This is a genomic window from Bradyrhizobium sp. 63_E2_N1_3 (assembly GCF_052076005.1).
Lineage (GTDB): Bacteria > Pseudomonadota > Alphaproteobacteria > Rhizobiales > Xanthobacteraceae > Bradyrhizobium > Bradyrhizobium barranii.
This window is the reverse complement of record NZ_CP197235.1, coordinates 3,915,362-3,935,039: the sequence shown is the minus strand read 5'-3', so window position 1 is coordinate 3,935,039 and position 19,678 is coordinate 3,915,362. Positions and strand designations below refer to the sequence as shown.

17 protein-coding genes and 2 pseudogenes are annotated in these 19,678 nt (G+C 60.7%); 13 read left to right on the top strand and 6 right to left on the bottom strand.

Annotation, left to right across the window (positions count from 1 at the left end):
• Positions 1–6: 6 nt before the first annotated feature.
• Positions 7–1,182, bottom strand: a complete 1,176-nt coding sequence (locus AB7531_RS18530) for a lipase family protein (RefSeq protein WP_063982746.1) — start codon at positions 1,180–1,182, stop codon at positions 7–9.
• Positions 1,183–1,382: 200 nt separating this feature from the next.
• Between AB7531_RS18530 and AB7531_RS18525 the strand changes: the two genes are divergently transcribed.
• From AB7531_RS18525 to AB7531_RS18515, 3 genes are all read left to right on the top strand, one after another.
• A complete protein-coding gene (locus AB7531_RS18525) occupies positions 1,383–1,694 on the top strand; it encodes a hypothetical protein (RefSeq protein ID WP_187388027.1) in 312 nt (103 codons plus the stop codon).
• Between the two features lie 249 nt (positions 1,695–1,943).
• Entirely contained in the window at positions 1,944–2,573 is a 630-nt protein-coding gene (locus AB7531_RS18520) for a DUF1326 domain-containing protein (RefSeq protein WP_063982744.1), read from the top strand.
• Between the two features lie 49 nt (positions 2,574–2,622).
• Positions 2,623–3,444 carry a DUF2182 domain-containing protein gene (locus AB7531_RS18515; protein WP_231142137.1) on the top strand — a complete coding sequence of 274 codons (822 nt, stop codon included), beginning with the start codon at positions 2,623–2,625 and terminating at the stop codon, positions 3,442–3,444.
• 1,797 nt (positions 3,445–5,241) lie between these two features.
• On the opposite strand, the gene AB7531_RS18510 is transcribed toward AB7531_RS18515, so the two are convergent.
• The 3 genes from AB7531_RS18510 to AB7531_RS18500 form a co-directional block, all read right to left on the bottom strand.
• Positions 5,242–6,069 (bottom strand): universal stress protein, encoded by an 828-nt coding sequence (locus tag AB7531_RS18510; RefSeq protein WP_063982743.1) that lies wholly within the window; start codon positions 6,067–6,069, stop codon positions 5,242–5,244.
• 544 nt (positions 6,070–6,613) lie between these two features.
• On the bottom strand, positions 6,614–6,808 hold the full coding sequence (locus AB7531_RS18505; protein ID WP_063982742.1) for a hypothetical protein: 195 nt from the start codon (positions 6,806–6,808) through the stop codon (positions 6,614–6,616).
• A gap of 30 nt (positions 6,809–6,838) precedes the next feature.
• Positions 6,839–7,108: a DUF2312 domain-containing protein gene (locus tag AB7531_RS18500; RefSeq protein ID WP_063982741.1), complete on the bottom strand. Its 270-nt coding sequence runs from the start codon at positions 7,106–7,108 to the stop codon at positions 6,839–6,841.
• Positions 7,109–7,801: 693 nt separating this feature from the next.
• Between AB7531_RS18500 and AB7531_RS18495 the strand changes: the two genes are divergently transcribed.
• The 3 genes and pseudogenes from AB7531_RS18495 (at position 7,802) to AB7531_RS18485 (ending at position 10,214) form a co-directional block, all read left to right on the top strand.
• On the top strand, positions 7,802–8,320 hold the full coding sequence (locus AB7531_RS18495; protein ID WP_085400515.1) for an Hsp20/alpha crystallin family protein: 519 nt from the start codon (positions 7,802–7,804) through the stop codon (positions 8,318–8,320).
• A 312-nt stretch (positions 8,321–8,632) separates the two neighbouring features.
• Positions 8,633–9,040: pseudogene (locus AB7531_RS18490) on the top strand (helix-turn-helix domain-containing protein); the annotation flags it as partial.
• Between the two features lie 190 nt (positions 9,041–9,230).
• Positions 9,231–10,214, top strand: a complete 984-nt coding sequence (locus AB7531_RS18485) for a zinc-dependent alcohol dehydrogenase family protein (RefSeq protein WP_063982739.1) — start codon at positions 9,231–9,233, stop codon at positions 10,212–10,214.
• A gap of 9 nt (positions 10,215–10,223) precedes the next feature.
• Here AB7531_RS18485 and AB7531_RS18480 read toward each other — a convergent pair whose 3' ends face one another.
• On the bottom strand, positions 10,224–12,053 hold the full coding sequence (locus tag AB7531_RS18480; protein ID WP_063986313.1) for a PHA/PHB synthase family protein: 1,830 nt from the start codon (positions 12,051–12,053) through the stop codon (positions 10,224–10,226).
• 342 nt (positions 12,054–12,395) lie between these two features.
• A complete protein-coding gene (gene phbB, locus AB7531_RS18475) occupies positions 12,396–13,121 on the bottom strand; it encodes an acetoacetyl-CoA reductase (RefSeq protein WP_231143420.1) in 726 nt (241 codons plus the stop codon).
• Positions 13,122–13,244: 123 nt separating this feature from the next.
• Between phbB and AB7531_RS18470 the strand changes: the two genes are divergently transcribed.
• The 7 genes and pseudogenes from AB7531_RS18470 (at position 13,245) to AB7531_RS18440 (ending at position 19,666) form a co-directional block, all read left to right on the top strand.
• On the top strand, positions 13,245–14,078 hold the full coding sequence (locus tag AB7531_RS18470; RefSeq protein ID WP_063982737.1) for a universal stress protein: 834 nt from the start codon (positions 13,245–13,247) through the stop codon (positions 14,076–14,078).
• A 53-nt stretch (positions 14,079–14,131) separates the two neighbouring features.
• The gene (locus AB7531_RS18465; RefSeq protein WP_166106037.1) at positions 14,132–14,428 is read left to right on the top strand and encodes a c-type cytochrome; all 297 of its coding nucleotides are present in this window, start codon (positions 14,132–14,134) and stop codon (positions 14,426–14,428) included.
• A 209-nt stretch (positions 14,429–14,637) separates the two neighbouring features.
• Positions 14,638–14,949, top strand: coding sequence for a c-type cytochrome (locus AB7531_RS18460; RefSeq protein ID WP_063982735.1), 312 nt, complete (start codon positions 14,638–14,640; stop codon positions 14,947–14,949).
• A gap of 336 nt (positions 14,950–15,285) precedes the next feature.
• Positions 15,286–15,639, top strand: coding sequence for a hypothetical protein (locus tag AB7531_RS18455; protein WP_063982734.1), 354 nt, complete (start codon positions 15,286–15,288; stop codon positions 15,637–15,639).
• A pseudogene (locus tag AB7531_RS18450) lies at positions 15,639–17,157 on the top strand (thymidine phosphorylase family protein). Before AB7531_RS18455 ends, AB7531_RS18450 begins: the two are co-directional and overlap by 1 nt.
• Before the next feature lie 20 nt (positions 17,158–17,177).
• Positions 17,178–18,074 carry a ribose-phosphate diphosphokinase gene (locus AB7531_RS18445; RefSeq protein WP_441280293.1) on the top strand — a complete coding sequence of 299 codons (897 nt, stop codon included), beginning with the start codon at positions 17,178–17,180 and terminating at the stop codon, positions 18,072–18,074.
• Positions 18,071–19,666: an MBL fold metallo-hydrolase RNA specificity domain-containing protein gene (locus tag AB7531_RS18440; protein WP_063982733.1), complete on the top strand. Its 1,596-nt coding sequence runs from the start codon at positions 18,071–18,073 to the stop codon at positions 19,664–19,666. The genes AB7531_RS18445 and AB7531_RS18440 overlap by 4 nt, the downstream gene beginning before the upstream one ends.
• Positions 19,667–19,678 lie beyond the last annotated feature (12 nt).

The following is a 19,678-nucleotide window of genomic DNA, read 5'->3' as shown; positions in this document are numbered from 1 at the left end:
CCCGGCTCAGCCGCCATATTGCTGCTTCATGTATTTCAGGTAGTTGCCGAGGTGGTGCTGCCAGAAATAGTCCAGCTTCTGGCATCCCGGCGTCCCATCGGTCGGGTTGCCGCCCGGGTTGGCAAAGAGCGGCAGCAGCGCGCCGACGTCAGCATAGTTCAGCGAGGCCTGAATCTGGTCGAGGATCTGTTGGATCAAGTCCGAGATCGTTGATCCCGTGATCGGTGCGTCGGTTGTCGCGCCGAGATCGGCGGCGGTCAAATGGATCGTCTCGGATGTCAGTCTCCGAGAAAGACTCTCGACCCGTTGCTTGAGCCGCCTCACCGCATCGTCGCGAACGCGATTGACCGCGCTCTCACCGTCGGTGACCACGCTGCCGAGCGCGATCGTTGCTTCAGGATTGGGACTGCCGCCGAACCCACGCAGCGGATTTGGCGTGTTGAGGTCTGATATCCACTCCAGGGCAAACGGTGCCTGCGGCACCCAGTCCTGCGTCGACGTCACGGCCCAACCGTATCCGTCGACGGCGGCAAGCCGCGCGTAATCGTATGCGTAATGGTCGTTGCCGGCCTTGGCAGGCGCGAAGGTATAGGTCTTGTAGGCCGGCCCCTTAAAGACATTCGTCGAGTGCCGGACCAGCGAGGTCAGCAGCGTGGCGATCGAGGCACCCTGGCTGTGCCCGGTGATGTAGACGTCGTTGCCCTGCTCCGCGAGCAGCCCCAAGGTCACGAACAACGGGCTATCGGTGGTGAACAGCATGAGCAGCAAACTCAGAGCGAAGCCCGAATGCACACCGCCTTTCACCGCACTGTCACCCTCATCGCGGGCAAGATAGAACGGCAGCGAGATCGGACCGAGCTTCACGTCAAAGCGCGCGTTGATCAGGGGGAACAGCAAGTCGGCCAACACGCTGGCCGCACTTGCGACCGTGCCGCGCACTGCGATCGCGTATTGGGTGGTGTCACTCTGGTTCTGCCAGACCTGCCAGTAATTATCCAATAGCGTGGCACTCGTCGGGGTGAGGTCCTTGCGGATCGCCCAATTTGAGCTTGGATCTGGCACGGAGGGCACGCCGCAGGTTGCCACCGCTTCGGTCAGCGATGGCGTGCCCGCGTAGGCACGCTGCGCCATCTCAAGCAGAAGTTGCGCCTCCGCGAATTGGAATCCCGACTTGAGCGTCATGCTGCCCTCCTTGCAAAGGCGCTCGACTCCAGCCGCCCGTGTTCGGACCCGGAAGCCAGCGACCGATATTTCGTGTCTCTCGGAGTTCATCAATTATAAGATGTGATATCGTAGAAACGCAATAAGAAGGTGTCGATCGACCAGCGCCCCTGGCAGACTACGTCCGGGAACAATTGCGTGAGCAGGGAGGATCCCGCGGGGTGGCCGGTGTTCCAGGCTTTGCCCGCTCCAACTCATTCCAACCGGACGACATGAGGCATCTGCGGATTCATCGGCCACAGGTTTCGATGATCACGCCGGAGGAAGTCTATAATTTCAGTTTCGACACAATCGATTGGGGACCGCCGCCGCACCAGGCTGCCGTGGTCAATCTCGGCAAATCAGATTGGCTGAATAGATTCGCTCAGACGCATCTCGTCCGATGCAGCCAGTTTCGTCTGATGTTCTATGATCAGATCGTCGACTTGATCTGCGAGGGCATTTCGGCAGAAACAGGCCCCTACCCCGGCTAAAGCGGCGCGATCCGCCGTTTGGTGCGTTCGGAGGGCGGTCGCATTTATTGAAGTTTCAATGGCTTGCGGAAATGGGCAAAGAGTTCAGGTGGATCTCCAGCTGATAGGTGCTTTTTCCAGTCGATTGACCGAGCCTCACAATAGCTTGCGGGACTTCAGCTTGCGGGACTTCGCCGCGCAGCGTAACTTTCAACTCCACGTAGCTCATTCGAAAGTGATCTGACGGGTTCGGCCTAGCGGGAGATAGCGATGGCGGATGTCCCATGGCACCTTTCCGGCGACTACTTCGAGAATTGCAGTTGCAGCATCGTGTGTCCCTGCCTCGTGTCGGCGGCTCCCCCGCTGACCGCGCGACCGACCGAGGGCTTCTGTAACGTACCGCTGATCTTCCACGTCGAGAGCGGCCGCTACGGCAACATCGAGCTCGATGGACTCAATGTCCTGGTCATCCTCCACGCGCCGGGGATCATGGCAGACGGAGATTGGTCGGTGGCCGCCTATATCGACCAGCGCGCCAACGATGAGCAGACCGAGGCTCTAGCTGCGATCTTCACTGGCGCCGCCGGTGGTCCGATGGCTGCGTTCACACCGCTGATCAGCAAGAACCTGGGGGTTCGCAAGGTCCCGATCACATTCCGAATCGAGGGCAAGACGCGGTCCGCGGAAATCCCTGATATTCTGCACATGTCCGTCGACCCGTTGCCGACCATGCATCCGAGCGGGGAAATGTGGGCCAACATCGGCCATCCAGTCAGCCCCGACAGGATGGTCATGGCAGTCGGCGCCGCCGGTAATACGTTCAGCGATCATGGCATGCGCTGGGACAATTCCGGCAAGAACGGCCTCTATGCGCCGATCCGCTGGTCGAACCAGGCGTGATGCAACTCCTGATCCGGCCTTGCGAGAAGGCCGGCAACACTTATCGCAAATGACCGACGGCCCCCTGGAAACCGTGCTGCGGCGCGATCGCTTGATCGTCGGCGGCGCGATCGGGATCATTGTCGCACTGGCATGGGCCTATGTGCTCTGGCTCGCCAAGGACATGGACATGGGCGGCATGGACATGACCGGGTTCCGCATGATCCCGGCCGGGATCGGAATCATGTTGCCGGCGAGCGAGCCATGGCGAGCGATCGAGTTCGCGTATGTGTTGCTGATGTGGGTGGTGATGATGGTCGGAATGATGGCCCCCTCGGCAGCACCCATGATCCTCATGTACACCCGCGTGGGTCGACAGGGGAAAGCGCAGGGCAAGCCGTTCGCTGCGACCGGCTGGTTTGCGGCCGGTTATCTCCTCGCCTGGGGCGGCTTTTCGCTGGCAGCAACCCTACTCCAATGGGCGATCGAGCGGGCGGTCCTGCTGGATTCCCGGATGACGATCGCCAGCAATCTGCTCAGTGCAATCGTGCTGATCGCGGCGGGAGTCTATCAATGGACACCGCTCAAGGACGTCTGCCTCGCCCAATGCCAGTCGCCATTTCTGTTCCTGATGCGCCACGGCGGCTTTCGCAACGACCTGCGAGGCTGCCTGCTGCTGGGGCTCCGGCACGGAGGCTATTGTGTCGGCTGCTGCTGGGTCTTGATGGCGCTTTTGTTCGTAGGCGGGGTGATGAACGTGCTTTGGATTGGGCTTTTGGCCCTGCTCGTCCTGTTGGAGAAACTTACGCCGATCGGACGATGGATCGCGCGCGCCGCCGGCATTGCGTGTGCGGCCGCCGGCGTCTGGCTACTGGTGACGTTGCCACGGTGATGAGCAACCTGCGTGATGTTCAGTACGCGTGCCCTGTTGCAAACGGCGATCACGCCGAGCCGCCAGCCCTACACTCGAACCGTCAGGCGGGGACGGCCGAACGGCGAAGACCTGGGCTGCCAGAGCCGGTCTCTCCATCGATCGGCTTTCGAGGTTGGTGCGCTCGGAGGGCGTTCGCATTTTGCGTAATTTCAATGATTTACCAGAAGGCACTTCGACAAAGGTGCATTTCCTCCGCTCAAGTACCTTTCAGCGCAACGGTTCGAGCATCAGCCCGGTCACTGTTGGCCGCCGGTTTCGAGCTGTTGCGAAACGGCCTCTGCACAAAGTGCAACAGGTGCGGCCCCACAACTGGGTCCTCCTTTGTGTGGGGTCGACGTGTGGGGTCGGCGAAAGTTGTCCACCCCGCATACCATTGTGTCCATTGCGCTCAGTTTCGAATGTCCATTCGGAGTGAGCCGCTGCAGAAGAGCGAAAGCCCACCGACTCGGTGGGCTTTTTGCTGCACTAGCAAAAATGAGGATCGCTGATGGACGAGGGGGCTCGACGAAATTGCGGTGGGTTCTACGCAGCTGTGGGAACCCGGCCCCGCTGCACGCGGGCACTTAATGACGGCATTTTACTAGCATCATGCAGGTAAAACACAATGCGATCCATTTTCTGGAAGTCTTTTCAAATCCTTACGGCGCATTCTATGCGCATTTCCGCGGTGGACCTTCGCGTGCTTGACCTTATGCGAACCGGGCACTCGAAGAACTCGAAGCCGAGCAGGAGCGTTGTGCTCCACGCTGGAATTTGGCACTGGCCGGATTCGATTTTGGCACTGGCCTTCCCACTCAGCGCACTGCCCGATCAATCCAACGGTAGAACCCGCCCCTGAAGGATCAATGCTAACCCTCCGCCTGTGCGTATTGCAGCGGAAGATGAGTCCATTGCAGATAAGAACGAGTCCCTCTGCCGTCGAATGAGCGAGGACCATGCCGCCGCTAATGCGGCTCCTCCGGATGGCGGCGGCGCGGTGTAGTGGGCCATCAGCTTGAGGTGGGCGCTGAGGTTCCTGGGCGGGTATGGCGCGATCTCATAGTAGTGCCGCACGCCAGCTTCCGCCGCGAACGGTTTGAGGACGCTGGAATGCAAAATCGCCTCCGGCTGGACTTTACGTAGGCCTTCAGCCCATTTGAAACGATTGCCGAACCATCCTGGTTCGCGCTCGTCGTGCTTTCGCCCGAGAGGATCCGGCTTGAGCTTCAGATATCACTCGTCGACCTTGATACCGTAACCGTCCGAGGTTGTCCCGTCCGTCAGGTTCGTTCCTTGCTGCGTGGACGATCCATTCGAGCGCGATATCCGAGAGACGGGCCTCGTTTTCCGGGTATCCTCTTCCGTCGTTCACGGCGCCGGAAACGGCCGGAGGTTATCCACGCGACGCGAAGGCCGACCCAACGAGGCCCTATGTGATGTGGCCTGGCACGCAATACGAGCATTTGATGCTGCCGGCCCGCTGATCTCGCGATCCTGCATCCGCGCCAGTACGGTTCTGTGCGGGGCGCGCGCGATGAAACGCGCGTCCCCTATCGATCCTGCTGCGCCGCATGAGTCCGCTTGTGGCCCTTCGCGACAAATTGCAGCGCCACGCAATCTCGGTTGCGAACGAGGTGTCGCAGAAGTTGACGGACAGCCGTTATTGCAGAACACGACGCTTGAGACCCGAAGTCGCGGTCCCGGATGGTCCGGGCTGCCCATTCACAGCCGTGTCCCACATCGAGCTTCGCCCTTGCTCGGCCCGAGACGAGCGTTTCAATGCGACATGATCACCCAGCAAGGTGGCCGCCCGATGATAGTCTTGGTCGCGCCGCCCCAGACCCATTCGCTCAACCGATAATGACCGTAGGCCCCCATGACCAAGAGATCCGCGCCTCTAACTTTGACCTCCGCCTCGAGTATCTTTCCGACGGAACTGCCATCAATCCGCACCGTTTCGAAGCTTGCGCTAATGCCATGTTCGGCCAGATGGCGGACCACTGCCGCACCCGACTGCTGCTCCGCCAGGGTGTTGCCATCGGTCGCTGTGATGATCTGCACATCGCGAGCACGGCGCAGCATCGACAGGGCATCGCCAACGACTCTTGCAGCCGGCGCGCTATGGTCCCAGGCAACGATAATCCGGTCGAAGTTGACAGGCAGCTCGGCGGCGAGTTCTTCCGGGCACAACAAAATCGGTCGACCTGATTGAAAAATCAATCCCTCGATGACCCTTTCCGCTTGGTCATCGTCCGGCTTGACCGGAACAATCGACAAATCCTTCGGGCGTGCGCATAGCGCAAGGTGTTTCGGGGCATCCCCCGCTCTCAAATGCGCAACCCTCTGTACGTTGCGTACCCCGACCTCGGCGACGGCGGTATCGAACGCTTTCAATAAGCCTTGCGCATCCGTAGTGCTTCTGACCTCATCGGGGAAATCGGCCGAGATCATGACTTGCGGCCGAACAGAGACATCCTCTTCGACAACCAGCGCAGTGATCTCGGCGTCGAAACTCGCCGCCACATTAACGCATTTCGCGATCGCTGCAATTAATCTTGGGCTTGGGTTCCCAATGAGCGGCAAAAGCATATCCTTGATAGCCATTAGCGCTTCTCCGAGAATAGCCGTATTCTAGCTGATCCCAATGTCGCCTATTTGACGCAGGTCAACCCTTGCCCGACTTCGTGTATATGGTCGCCTGCGGCGAAGTCTATGCCAGCAATCGGTGCGATTTTTGAGCGCCCGCCTACACAAAAGCAGAACTTCACTGGGTAGCGCGAGGCGCTGACCGCACTGGAGCTACCAGTATCTATCGAGAGTCTGCAGCCCGAATTTCATGCCTCTCACTCCATACAAGCATTCCGATGCGATCTGCTGTAACCCGGGATCGAATACTGAAGGCGCGGCCGCCGGGACTGCCGTCCTAGCTTTCCAAAAGGGATTGTTTGTTGCCGCGCATGAGTCCGGAATTGGCGCCATGACCGGACATGCCGCCCCGCTCCACTGCGATCGCCTTGCGGGGCCTCCTCATGCTCCGGTGGGATTGAAAACCGGGCTGGTGCGTTGGCGCGCGATGCGTATGCTGCGCTCGGTCAGGTCACGCAACTGCACGAACATCATCGCAGTCATCAATGCGTCGTTGAACGCATCAGACCAGCAGGCGCGGCCCGATGAATCGCAGAAAGCTTGGCAACACCTTCCAGACGATCGGCGCCGAAGTTGTTTCTCCCGGTGCACACGTCATGCACACGCCGCCCTTGAACCGATTGAAAAACTTGAACTCTCGCTCCAATCCCATGATTGGACGGCACAGGTTTGCGCGCATCGCACGGAAGAATTCCATGCGATGCGGTCCCTGAATTCTTGCAGGGTCTCACGCCGCCTTCGCGGCTTTGTCTGCCGGGGCGGTGTCCATGGCGCGCATGTAGAGATCGAGCAGTGACTCGCGCTCGTCGCGCTCGTCCTGGTCCTGCTTGCGCAGCTTGATGATCTCCTTGAGGATCTTGACGTCGAAGCCCTCGCCTTTGGCTTCCGAAAAGACTTCCTTCTTCTGCTCGTTCAACTCCTGCAGCTCGGTGTCCAGGTTCTCGATCCGCTCGACGAAGGAACGAATTTTTCCGCCGGGAATGGTGATGTCTGACATGGTGCCTCCTTGCCTGAATGAGGCCGTGAAAATGAGAGCAAAGAGATAACCAATCTCTTAACCTGGGTCGGTTCGAAAGCAGCTAGTCAGGGTATTGATCAGCTCGGGAACCCTATCGCGTGCCCCTCCTCGCGGTAGCCTGCGAACTCCGCCCGGTTCGGTGATCTACCGAGCCTCGGACCGGATCTAGGTCAGGCCGTTGCCAACAATTCGCAAGACCTCTGCCTCATCGCCTCGTTTTCAAGATAGACGGTCCCGTTTGCGACCGACCCGCGCGATATCTCAGGGATCTTTGACGAAGCCGACCACGGGAAATATCCCTCGCTGGACCGTCTTCACCTTCCACCGGGCTTCAGTCCGCTCCGATCGGTACGTTGTATCAACGCTTGGAGACCATACGTTCGAAGTTCAACCGTACTGCGGTCTCGAAGAGCTCCTGTCCGTCGCCATCAGCATGCTCGCTGTAGCTGCAAAGACCAAGACATCGAGCTTGTGAAGCGATGCAAGCTCACTGGGTACGCTCCCGCCTCATTAGGTCAACCTCGCTGGCGCGCACCCTTTGCTTGCGGGCTTCCTCATCATGACCGGCCTTTCCGCCTCCAAATAACTCAGCCATTTTTGCGCTACATCAAGGCCGGCGCGAGCGGGCGGAGCACAATTTCGGATATTTCTTCAACCTGTGGGAGAGAGCAGATGAGCCTTCCGAGATTGTGGACCACCAGCCAGGAACCTGCGTTCGACCCGTTCAGGGCCATGCGACGCGAAGTGGAAGACGCGCTTCGCGCTTTCAATCAGGGTTCGTCCTCTCCCAGTATTGGGGCAGGCGAGCCGGCAATCAATGTGGCTGAAACGAAGGATGCCTTCGAAGTGACCGCCGAACTTCCCGGCGTGGACGAGAAAGATATCAAGGTCAGCCTGGACGGCAACCAGCTAGTCATCTCCGGCGAGAAAAAGGCGGAGAGCACGAAAGACGAAAAGAACTGGCATGTCGAGGAGCGCAGCTACGGCTCCTTCTATCGATCGATGTCTCTGCCTTTCGAGCCGGAAGACGGAGCCGTCGAAGCTCATTTCGACAAGGGCGTGCTGCATCTCGCTATCAACAAGCCCGCCAAGGCCGTGAAGACCACCAAGACCATCGATATCAAGACAGGAGCTCCACCGAGCGCGAACCCAGTATCGGATAAGGCCACGGCGCCCGGCAAGGCTGCCTAGTCCTGTACAGTCTTCGTAACAAACCGGAGAGCCGGACCATGCGGTCTCCGGGGTTTGTCATTCCCGTTCTTCCGATGTTGTGATGAGATCCGCGGCGGGCTGCGCTGTCGGTCTGAAAGAGCCGCCTGCTGCGCTTCTACGATACGACGAGAGCTCCGATGAAAAGCAAGTTCACTCGATTGACGAGCCCGAGCAGGGGTGGTCGAGATTGCGTATTTCACGGACGTCCCGGCCCACACCGAGCCAGCGCGTAAGTCTTTCGACCAAGCCTCCCGCGACGGAGCGCAGAGTTGACGCCTCAAAGCCTTCAGCGCAACGGATCGGCTTGCCGTCGAGGCCATCATCGACACCACGGTACGCCTGGTGAAGTGCGCGAGCCTCGAGAAGGCCGCCGGCACCGGCATCCAGGTTGCCCGCAAGCTCTGGACGATGACCGCCTCCGAGCTGCGCCATGCTGATAATCACATGCTGCTGCTCGGGCGCAAGACTGCGATGGAGCGCGTCGCCACCTCCCTGCTGGAGATGGATCGGCGCCTCGCCGTCGCCGGCATGATGGCGCTGCCGATGTGCCGCCGCGACATCGGCGACTATCTCGGCCTCACGCTCGAGACCGTGTCGCGTGCGCTGGCGCAGCTTCACGTCCAGGGCATTCTCGGCTTTTCCCGTGCCTGCCAGATCGTGCTGCGCAACCGCCAGCGCTTGCACACTCTCGATGCCTGATCGCTCAAGTTACGGGCGCGGTCTATTATCCGCTGAGCGGCCTGTTGCCGCTTCTCACGCCACTGGTTGCGATCGCGTCTAGAGCCTGCGGAAGCCGCCTGTTGCGCCCCCTTAGCGGACGGCGCACACTGGCACTAAATCCGCCAGGTACGACTGCACGATGCATTACAAGCCGTAACGGAAATGCGACATGTACGCGATGGTTCTCTCCGCCCGCGGCGCGCCGTTGACGTTCCAGCAACGCCCCGATCCGATCCCCGCCCCCCGCGAGGTCCGCGTCAAGGTCAGTGCCTGCGGCGTATGCAGGACCGACCTGCACGTCGTGGACGGCGAGCTTCCCGGAATTCCCTATCCAATCATCCCGGGGCATGAAGTCGTCGGCCGAATCGATGCGATAGGCGCGGGCGTAGACGAGCTGAAGCTGGGCATGCGTGTAGGTGTTCCCTGGCTCGGCCACACCTGCGGCCAATGTTTCTATTGCCGCGCGGACAAGGAAAATCTCTGCGATCGTCCCAAATTCACCGGCTACACCCGCGACGGCGGCTTTGCTAGTCATCTCGTTGCCGATGCCAGATTTTGCTTTCCGCTTGGCGAGCGCGGCGATGACGCAGCCCTTTCGCCTCTGCTCTGCGCCGGACTAATCGGCTGGCGATCCTTGGCAATGGCAGGCGATGGCAAGACGCTCGGCATCTATGGCTTCGGCGCTGCCGGCCATATCGTGGCGCAGGTGGCGCGTGCACAGGGGCGGACCGTCTACGCCTTCACCCGTGGCGACGACCAGGACGCACAGCGACTTGCGCTTTCCCTCGGCACAGACTGGGCCGGCGCCTCGGAGGACATTCCGCCGACCGAGCTCGATGCCGCCATCATCTACGCACCGGTCGGGGCATTAGTGCCGCTTGCCTTGCGCTCGGTGCGCAAGGGCGGGCGCGTTGTGTGCGCCGGCATTCACATGTCCGACGTTCCGACGTTCCCCTACCATATTCTCTGGGGTGAACGGCAGATCGTATCAGTTGCTAACCTGACCCGAAAGGACGGCATCGATTTTCTCGCCGCCGCGGCGAGGACCAACATTCAGACCTACACGACGGTATTTCCGCTCTCGCAGGCCAATGAAGCGCTCGCCTGTCTGAGGGAAGGCAAGCTCGTTGGCGCAGCCGTTTTGCGCCCCTGACCGCCGCGTCTACTGCCCAAGCACGTAAGAGCCCGGCGCGTCATCCAAAGGCGCGCTTTTTTCTGCCGCGCCCGCCGGCAAGGAGGCCGGAACGGGCTGACCGGAATGCGCGGCGAGAAATCGCGTCCACTCGGTCCACCATGATCCCTCGTGAGACGGCGCGCGCTTGATCCATTCGTCCGGGCCGAGATAGGGATCATGGGCCTTCCTGGCGAGCACCCGGTAGCTATGCCCTTCCTCGCTTGGTGGCGCGACGATGCCGGCATTGTGGCCGCCACTCGTCAGGACGTAGGTGATGTCTGCATCGGCAAGGAAATTGATCTTGTAGGTCGATTTCCAGGGCGCGACATGGTCGCGCAACGTACCGACGACAAACATCGGCATATGGAGATCCGAGAGAGCGACCGGCCTGCCGTTGACCTGGTAGCGCCCCTCGGCGAGATCATTGTTGAGGAACAGCCGCCGCAGATAGTCGGAATGCATTTGATAAGGCATGCGCGTGGCGTCGGCATTCCACGACATCAGCTCGCTCGGTGCGGCGCGCTCTCCGACCAGATAATCCCGCACGACGCGCGACCAGAGCAGGTCGTTGGTCCGCAACATCTGAAAGGCCCCGGCCATCTGTGCCGTTCCGAGCAGCCCCTGCCGCCACATCATATCCTCGAGGAACGATACCTGGCTTTCATTGATGAACAAGGTGAGCTCGCCAGCTTCCGTGAAATCGGTCTGCGCCGCGAGCAGTGTCGCTGTTCGCAGGCAGTCGGGTCGCTCGCGAGCCAGTCTGGCTGCCGCAATCGACAACAGCGTGCCGCCGAGGCAATACCCCGCGGCGTGAATGGCCTGTCCAGGCCGAAGCGAGTTGATGGCGGCGATGGCAGCATCCACGCCGAACTCGCGGTAGTCTTCGAGGCTGAAATTGCGATACTCAGGCGTTGGGTTCTTCCATGAGATCATGAAGACGGTGAAACCGCTTTCGACCAGATAGCGGACGAGAGAATTGCGCGGCGACAGATCGAGAATGTAGTACTTCATGATCCAGGCAGGCACGATCAGAACGGGTTCGGGCCGCACGGTCGGCGTCGTCGGAGAATATTGGATGAGCTCGATCAGCTCGTTGCGATAGACAACTTTGCCGGGTGTGATCGCAACATCCTTACCCGCGACGTAAGTCTGATCGCTCCTCAGCCTTGCACTGGCGAGCAGAGCCTGCCAATCCTCGGCAAAATTGTGCAGGCCGTAGACGAAATTGCCTCCGCCGGTCTCCATGATCTTGCGCAGAACCTCGGGATTGCTAATGGCGAAGTTCGTCGGAGCCACCGTATCCAGGCATTGGCGAAGCGCGAAGTCGGCGATTGCCGCGTTCGAATGGGCCAGTCCGTGAATACCGATCGTCGTCGAATGCCACCATTGTTGGGTCAGCAGGAAAGCCTGGGCCAGGAGATTGAAGGACGGCAGCTCCCAATCTGAGCCCGTGAAACGACGGTCGTTCTCCGGCGGCCTGATCACTGACCAAGGCTGGAATATCGCATGCCTCGGCACCATAGCATCGACAAGATCAGACGCATTCTGGATCGCCCGGCCGGCAAGACTGGCCTGCTTACCGGGTGAGGCCAGGAGGTGCAGTTGCCAGTCGGCAAAAGCCAGGGCCAGCGCTGCCGGCGAGATGCCGCCCGTAAAGCGCGCCAGCGCCGCGTGGAAGGATCGGTCGATGGCATCGACGGCTGCATCGGACCCGGACGGCTGCGCTGGCACCATTGCCTCAGTAACCGGGGGCTCGACGGGGACCTGGTCAGAATTCGAAGCTATGGGAATGCGGCTGACGGATGCTGGAGGCGACATGGTGAACTCCTTTGGCCCCCGCAACCTAACCACGTTGTCCGAGACCGAATTGAGCTGCATCAACCCCGAGATCGAGCTGCCTCTTACCTTCCTGGCCAAGTGATCAACAGGCCGGCGAGCCCTTCGATGATCGAGCAGCCTAGCGGGACTAAGGCTTTGGGGGTGGCCTGTTCGGCTTCATCGCACCGTCGGCGGCAATGTTGGCGACGATAATTGCTATCGCGGTCGCTTATTTTGTCTCGGCGGAGATTGCCAAGGGCCTGGCGGTTTCAAGTCCGTAAGACCCGGAGGTGAACGGCTCGGGTGAGTTGGAAGCGTTGACGGTCAGTGACCTGTCCACGCTCAAATCATGTACTGGCCGCCATTGATCGACAGCGTCGACCCGGTGATGAATCCCGCCTCTTCTGCTGCCAAAAACAGGACAGCGCGCGCAATCTCTTCCGGTCGGCCGAGACGGCCGACCGGAATCTGCGGCAGGATGCTCTTCTCCAGAATATCCTGCGGCACGGCATCCAGCATCTCGGTATGGATATAGCCGGGGCAGACGGCGTTTACCGTGATTCCGAGACGCGCCGTTTCCAGCGCCAGCGCCTTGGTGAATCCAAGCTCGCCGGCTTTGGCCGCGGAGTAGTTTGTCTGGCCGAACTGGCCTTTCTGTCCGTTGATCGACGAGACATTGATGATTCGGCCATACCGTCTTGCGCGCATGCCGTCGATCACCTGTCGACACATGTTGAACACACCGTCGAGATTGGTGCGGATCACGGCATCCCATTGCGGCTGGGTCATCTTATGAAACGTGGCGTCACGAACGATGCCGGCATTGTTGACAAGAATGTCGATTGGCCCGACTGACGCCTCAACGGCCTTCACTCCGGTAGCGCAAGCGTCGAAATCACCGATATCCCATTGATGGGCTGAGATGCCTGTTCGGCTCGCGAAGGCTTTGGCGGCCTCAGCATTTCCGGCGTAGGTCGCCGCTACGAGGCAACCCTCGGCCTGAAGCGCTTGAGATATGGCGGCGCCAATGCCTCTGGTACCGCCAGTTACCAATGCCACCCGCGCCATATCTAGAACTCCCGCCCTATGGTCAAAACGATACCCGGGGCGCCGGCTACCGCTTTGACGTGCGTCAAGGCTCTCGATGTCGACCTGTGCTGCTCTTCAGCCCGATCGGAACGGGAGGCACGCATGTTCAAGGACTTACTGGTGCATATTCCTACGGAGCGTTCACCGCGGCCTGCCATCGACGCTTCTGTTTCTCTTGCAATGAGTGCTTCGGCACATCTGGATGCAATTGCAACAGGATATGCTTCGACGAACGTGCCGTTTCTTGCGGAAGGCGGCGCAGCCATCGCATCGTCCCTGCAATTCGAGTATGAACGTGCGCTGGAGCGAGCCGAGGCAGCGCTGCGCGTCTTCGAGGTCGAGGCGAAGAACGCCCGGATCAACTATGGAAGGTACGCACTGAACGGAACTCTCGCCGACGCGGTTGCGAAAGCTGGTGCAGCGGCGCGCCTCTATGATCTGACGATCGTGTCACAAGGCGACCCCGAGGGCGACACGTTTGACAACCGGCTTCCGAAGGAACTGCTCTTGCAGGCGGGTGGGCCCCTGCTGTTCATTCCCTATACTTCCCGGGGTGCGTTCAAGGCGGCACGCGTCGGCATCTGCTGGGACGGCAGCCGCCTTGCCGCCCGCGCCTTGCGGGACGCGATGCCATTTATCACCGACGCAGCCGCTCTGACGACCATCACCCTCAATGCATCCGAGGTACCGCCTTATGCATCGCCCGAACGCCTCCTGACACATCTCGCGCGGAAGGGCTTGCCGGCGAAGGCCGTATCGCTTCAGGCGGACCGTAGCGATCTGCAAGCGAGCATCCTGTCGATCGCTGCGGATGAAAGCCTCGACCTGCTGATCATGGGCGGTTACGGCCACTCTCGACTTCAGGAAACGGTATTCGGCGGGGTCACGCGGGAAATGTTCCGCAGTATGACAGTTCCAGTCATGATGTCGCACTGATGGAGCACTACGTGAGGACGCATCTCGGAACTGGACGTGCCGTGGCAGGCGCCATGCTCGTTGCGGGTTTGTTTTTCTCCCCTAACCCAACCGCAGCTTCGAGCGTCGAGCAAGGCCGACGTCTTGCGCTGCTGTATTGTGCGAAGTGCCACTCGACTGACAAGGTCAGCCCAAGCCCCCTCAAGATTGCTCCACCGTTCAGAACGTTACACGAGCGATATCCGATCGAGATGCTGCAGGAGGCCTTGGCCGAGGGCATCGTCACTGGGCATCCGGCGATGCCGGAATTTCAATTCGATTCCGACCAGGTCGGCGATTTCATGGCGTTCCTGAAGACGTTGGAGCAATGAGCTATCAGACGTGCGCGATCGACAGAAGCCTTGGTCAAAATTGGTCGGACATCGTCCCGGGCTGCCTTGCCGTAACGCGCGGCGAGCGATCGATCAACACGCCGGTCCACGAAGACGGGGGACCACTTATCTTTCTGCTGCTTCACGTGGAAGACGTCACCGGTCAGATTGTCCGCCGACAATAACGCTCGATCCTTGGAGACCCTCGCATGTCGAAAGCATTCAGATTGTCGTCCGCCACGATTTGCGCGCTTGCGATCGTGACACCGGCCGCAGCGGCGGACGCGGATCATGGCAAGGACATCGCAAAACGTTGGTGCGCCGCGTGCCATCTCGTCGAGAGCGGCCAGACGAAAGCCTCCGACCAGGCGCCGCCGTTCTCCACCTTCGCGAAGATGCCCGATTTCGACCAAAACAAGCTCGCTTTCCTTCTACTCGCACCGCATCCGAACATGCCGACGCTATCGCTGAACCGGACGGAAATCGCGGATCTCGCGGACTACGTCCGCACACTCAAGTAGGGCACGGCCCACCGCCGCCGCCAAGGTTCGAAGCCCGCGTTGAGATGGGTCAATGCGGAACTTCCGATGCACTGATAGAGTCGAAAGCGTGCCGAGCGGCGCGAGCGCGCTCAGGTGCCGTTCTTCGACAGATAGTACTTTGATAGTCGGCCGCGCTCCTCGGGTTGCCGCCCCAGCCAATCGCGGTCCCGATGATGTGATCGTGGGATCGACCTCGTCCTTCCTGCCGAAGCGGTTGACCGTCCCGCCCAAGGATCCGAAGGTTTCGAGCGCGGCCCGCGCCTTCGTCTGCGAAGCCTGATCCCAGCCCGGCGCCTCGAGCTTACCGACGCTCGTTTGCGTCGCCGCGAAGCCGTTGAAAAACAGGATATCCAGGACGTGCCGGCACCCTGCCCCTCGGCACCAAGCTTCCTGCAGATCATCAAGCGGCCGCGGTTTTCCACCGGCGAGCTCCGGCAATTCCTGGCGTCAAGCCACCGCCGGCCCGGCCCCGATCAGGCAATGCCGAATCCGAGGCTCACTGAGTACAAGATCGAAGCGATTGTCGCATACCTGGAAGCGTTACGGGCGGACCGGTCTCGCCGGCACTCGCGCTCCGTGCTGAAGGACAGGCTGCCGGTTGATCTGTCGCAAATCGGTCTCCTCGGCGAGTCCTATCTTCCCTTCGCCGCGACAAAGAAGTCCCATTGATGAACGCTATTCCACCCGGCCACGCCAAGCTCAAATCCCGCCGTGTCAATCTCGACACCGGCCGGGAGAACGTCGTTGTGATTTCCCGCCGGTCTACGGCGCTGCGGCCGGACCTGTTTCGAGGCTTTTCCAGGGTCGAGCTGCGCAGCGACTCGAAGACGCAACTGGCGACAGTGCTTCTCACCGATGACGACAGCCTGGTCGGGCCCGACGAGCTTGGCATGGCGGAACCTGCGTTTCGGCGCTTTGGGCAGCCGGCAGGCAGCTATATTGCGGTGACCCCTGCCCCCTCCCCGCCAAACCTGGACGCGGTTCGCGCCAAGATTCAGGGCAAGACGCTCGAGCCTCCCGAAATCGGCGCAATTGTCGACGATCTCGCGCATTACCGCTATTCGGATATGGAAATCGCCGCGTTTCTCGTCAGCTCTGCCAATTTCATGACATCCGGAGAGCTGATCGCGCTCACAGAGGCCATGGCCAAGGCCGGGACGCAACTCAGATGGAATGCTAGGACCGTCGTCGACAAGCATTGCATTGGCGGCATTCCCGGCAATCGCACGTCCATGATCGTGGTCCCGATTGTAGCCGCGCACGGGCTGACAATCCCGAAGACGTCGTCGCGCGCTATCACGTCGCCTGCTGGAACGGCCGACACTATGGAGGTGCTGACCCGGGTCGACCTTAGCGTTGAAGCAATGAAGGAAGTCGTCGCGTCATGCAATGGCTGCCTCGCATGGGGCGGGCACGTCAATCTGTCGCCGGCGGACGATATCCTGATCAGCGTCGAGCGACCGCTGGCGCTGGATACGCACGAGCAGATGGTTGCATCCATCATGTCGAAGAAGCTGGCCGCCGGCTCGACGCATCTTCTCATCGACCTTCCGGTGGGACCCAACGCCAAGCTTACGACTGCATCGCAGGCTATGCGACTTCGCAAGCTGTTTCAGTTCGTCGGCGATCGTTTTGGCCGTTACCACCGATGGACGGCAGCCCATCGGCAGCGGTATCGGCCCGGCGCTTGAGGCACAGGACGTGATGGCAGTCCTCGCTAATGAGCCCCAGGCCCCGCGCGATCTTCGTGAGAAGTCGCTACGCCTTGCCGCCCACCTTCTAGAACACGACCCAGACTTGCGGGGAGGCGCTGGCTATGCACGTGCAAGCGAGCTTCTGGAGAGCGGCGCGGCGCTTCGACAGATGGTGAAGATCATCGAGGCCCAGGGCCCTGCGCCTTCCGCGAGCGAAATCGGTAGCCTTACCATCGACATTCACGCCGCAAGAGATGGTGTCGTCTCAGCGATCGATTGCTTGCGCCTTAACCGGCTGGCGCGGACGGCAGGTGCCCCGCTCGACAAGGGCGCAGGCATCAAATTGTTCAAGAAGATTGGCAATCGGGTCGAGCAAGGAGAGCCGCTCTATCGCATTCACGCGTTCGAGCCCTCGGGGTTTGACCTTGCTGTCGGCATGGCTCAGCTTGACTCTGCTTACCGGATCGAACCGCAAGCCGGGGCGACACCATGATCCGGAGTGCAGTTTAATGGCTGCCCACTTCCACCCATTTCGGGCCTCGGCTCGCTGAAATTCTCGGTATTGTTGGCCATGAAATCATCTTGCATCGATTTCCCGATGGGGAGCTGCGGGCAACCGTCGGCCCGGCGGCAACCACCACGATAGTCTGTTGCTCGCTCTATCAACCCAACGAAAAGCTGATTGCGCTTCTGCTTGCTGCGGAGGCCTTGCGGCGCAACGGTGCCAAGCGGCTCGTGCTCGTTTCGCCTTATCTCGGCTACATGCGCCAGGATGCGGCGTTCCATCCGGGTGAGGCGATTAGTCAGCGCGCGATCGGCACTCTTCTGGCGAACAACTTCGATCGCGTTGTCACGCTTGATGCACATCTCCATCGCGCGCCGAGCCTCACGGGCATCTTTCCTGGAATTGAGGCCGATAATCTGTCCGCCGCTCCCGCTATCGAGGCACTGCTTCGCGGCGAGGCGGTTGCTGCCACGACAGTCGTGGTCGGCCCCGATGCAGAATCGCGCCCATGGGTGGCAGGTATCGCCGGCCGTCTCGGACTCCCCTACAGCGTGGCGCAGAAGGTCCGCCAGAGTGATCAATCGGTGCAGGTGTCGTTTCCCGATCCTGCGCTGTTCCCTGGTCGTCCAGCGCTGTTCATCGACGACATTGTGTCGTCCGGTGGGACGCTTACCGCCTGTGCGGAAGCTCTTGCCGCGTTAGGAGCCTCTTCTATCGAGGCCATCATCGTCCACGCCCTATTTCCGCCGGCGCTTATGACAGCGTTCGGTCGCGCCGGCATCCGTTCCGTCCGATCCACCAACAGCGTACCGCATCCAACCAACGCCGTCAGCCTTCACTATCTTCTCGCTCGCGCATTGCGGCGGGAAGTTGTTGGCATTCCGGAGACTAGGAGCACCCCGTGAGCGTCACCATCCAGTTTTGCGGCGCCGCCCGCACCGTTACCGGCTCCTGCTACCTCTTTGTTACGCCGAAGGGACGATTCCTGGTCGATTGCGGGCTGTTCCAGGGACCGAAAACGTTGAAAGCCCTGAACTATGGTGCGTTCCCATTTCGGCCCGAGGACGTCGATGCCCTGTTGCTGACGCACGCCCACATCGACCACAGCGGGCTCCTGCCGAAGCTCAAGCGCGATGGCTTTTCAGGCCAGATCCTGGCGACGCGCGGCACCATCGACCTCTGCTCCTACATGCTTCCCGACGCAGGCAACATCCAGGAAACGGAGGTTGCCGCCCTGAACCGCCGAAGCGCCGTCCGAGGGCGGGCCGCGGTCACGCCCATCTACACGCAAGCAGATGCGATTGCGACGCTCGATGCCTTCCGGCCGGTCGAATACCAGGCGTGGTATACTGTGATACCGGGCGTCCGCGCCCGCTACTGGAATGCCGGCCATTTGCTTGGCTCGGCTTCGATCGAGCTGGAATTCGCCGATCAAGGCAGAAACAGAGGGCCGTTGCGTGTCTTGATGTCGGGTGACATCGGACCAGATGCCAAACTGCTGGAGCCAGATCCAGACGGCCCGACCAGCCTCGATTACGTGCTTTGCGAGTCGACCTACGGCGATAGCGATCGCCCGCCCACAACCCACGCACTGCGCCGCTCGCATCTCGCCCAGGAGGTGCGCGATGCCGCCAGCAGACGCGGCGCACTGCTGATTCCTGCTTTCGCGGTTGAACGGACCCAGGAGCTGCTCGTCGACCTGACTGACTTGATGGCCCGCGGCGAGATTCCGACCGCACCGATCTTCCTCGACTCGCCTTTGGCGATCCGCGCAACAGAGGTCTTCCGAAATAATGCGGCCAGCCTCGACCCAGCCGTCGATCTCGATAGGCTTCTTACCTCCAATCAGCTGCACTTCACGGAAACCGTCGACGAGAGCAAGTCGATCGCCAGGCTCTCCGGCTTTCACATCATCATTGCCGCAAGCGGGATGTGCGATGCCGGCCGCATCCGCCATCATCTGAAGCGATGGTTGTGGCGCAGGGAGGGCACGGTCCTGCTCGCGGGATTCCAAGCCCGGGGCACCCTAGGCCGCTTCCTGCGCGACGGCGCGGAAGCGGTAAGGATCCAGGGCGAGGAAATCAGGGTTGCCGCGAGAATTCGGTACATCGATGAATACTCTGGGCACGCCGACGGCCCGGAACTTGCGCGCTGGATAGCCGCGCGGCGTCCCATTCATCGCGGCCTGTTCATCGTGCACGGTGAAGAGCACGCGCTCGGAGGTCTTCTAAACCGGATCGCCGAGCGAACTGTTCCAACCGCGCAGATTTTCACGCCGATGCTGGACGATGTCTACGAACTGTCGACTGCTGCACCGACGCCGATCGACGTCGCTCGCCGCCGCAGGCTCGCTCCCGATGCGGTCGTCAACCTTGATTGGCACAACGATATGTCCAGACTTCTTCTCGATATCAATGACCAGATCGAGGCCGCCGCGGACGATCGATCACGCGGCGTCATCATCCGGAAATTGCGCAAAGCGCTTGAAGCGGTATGAGGAGCGCTCGCT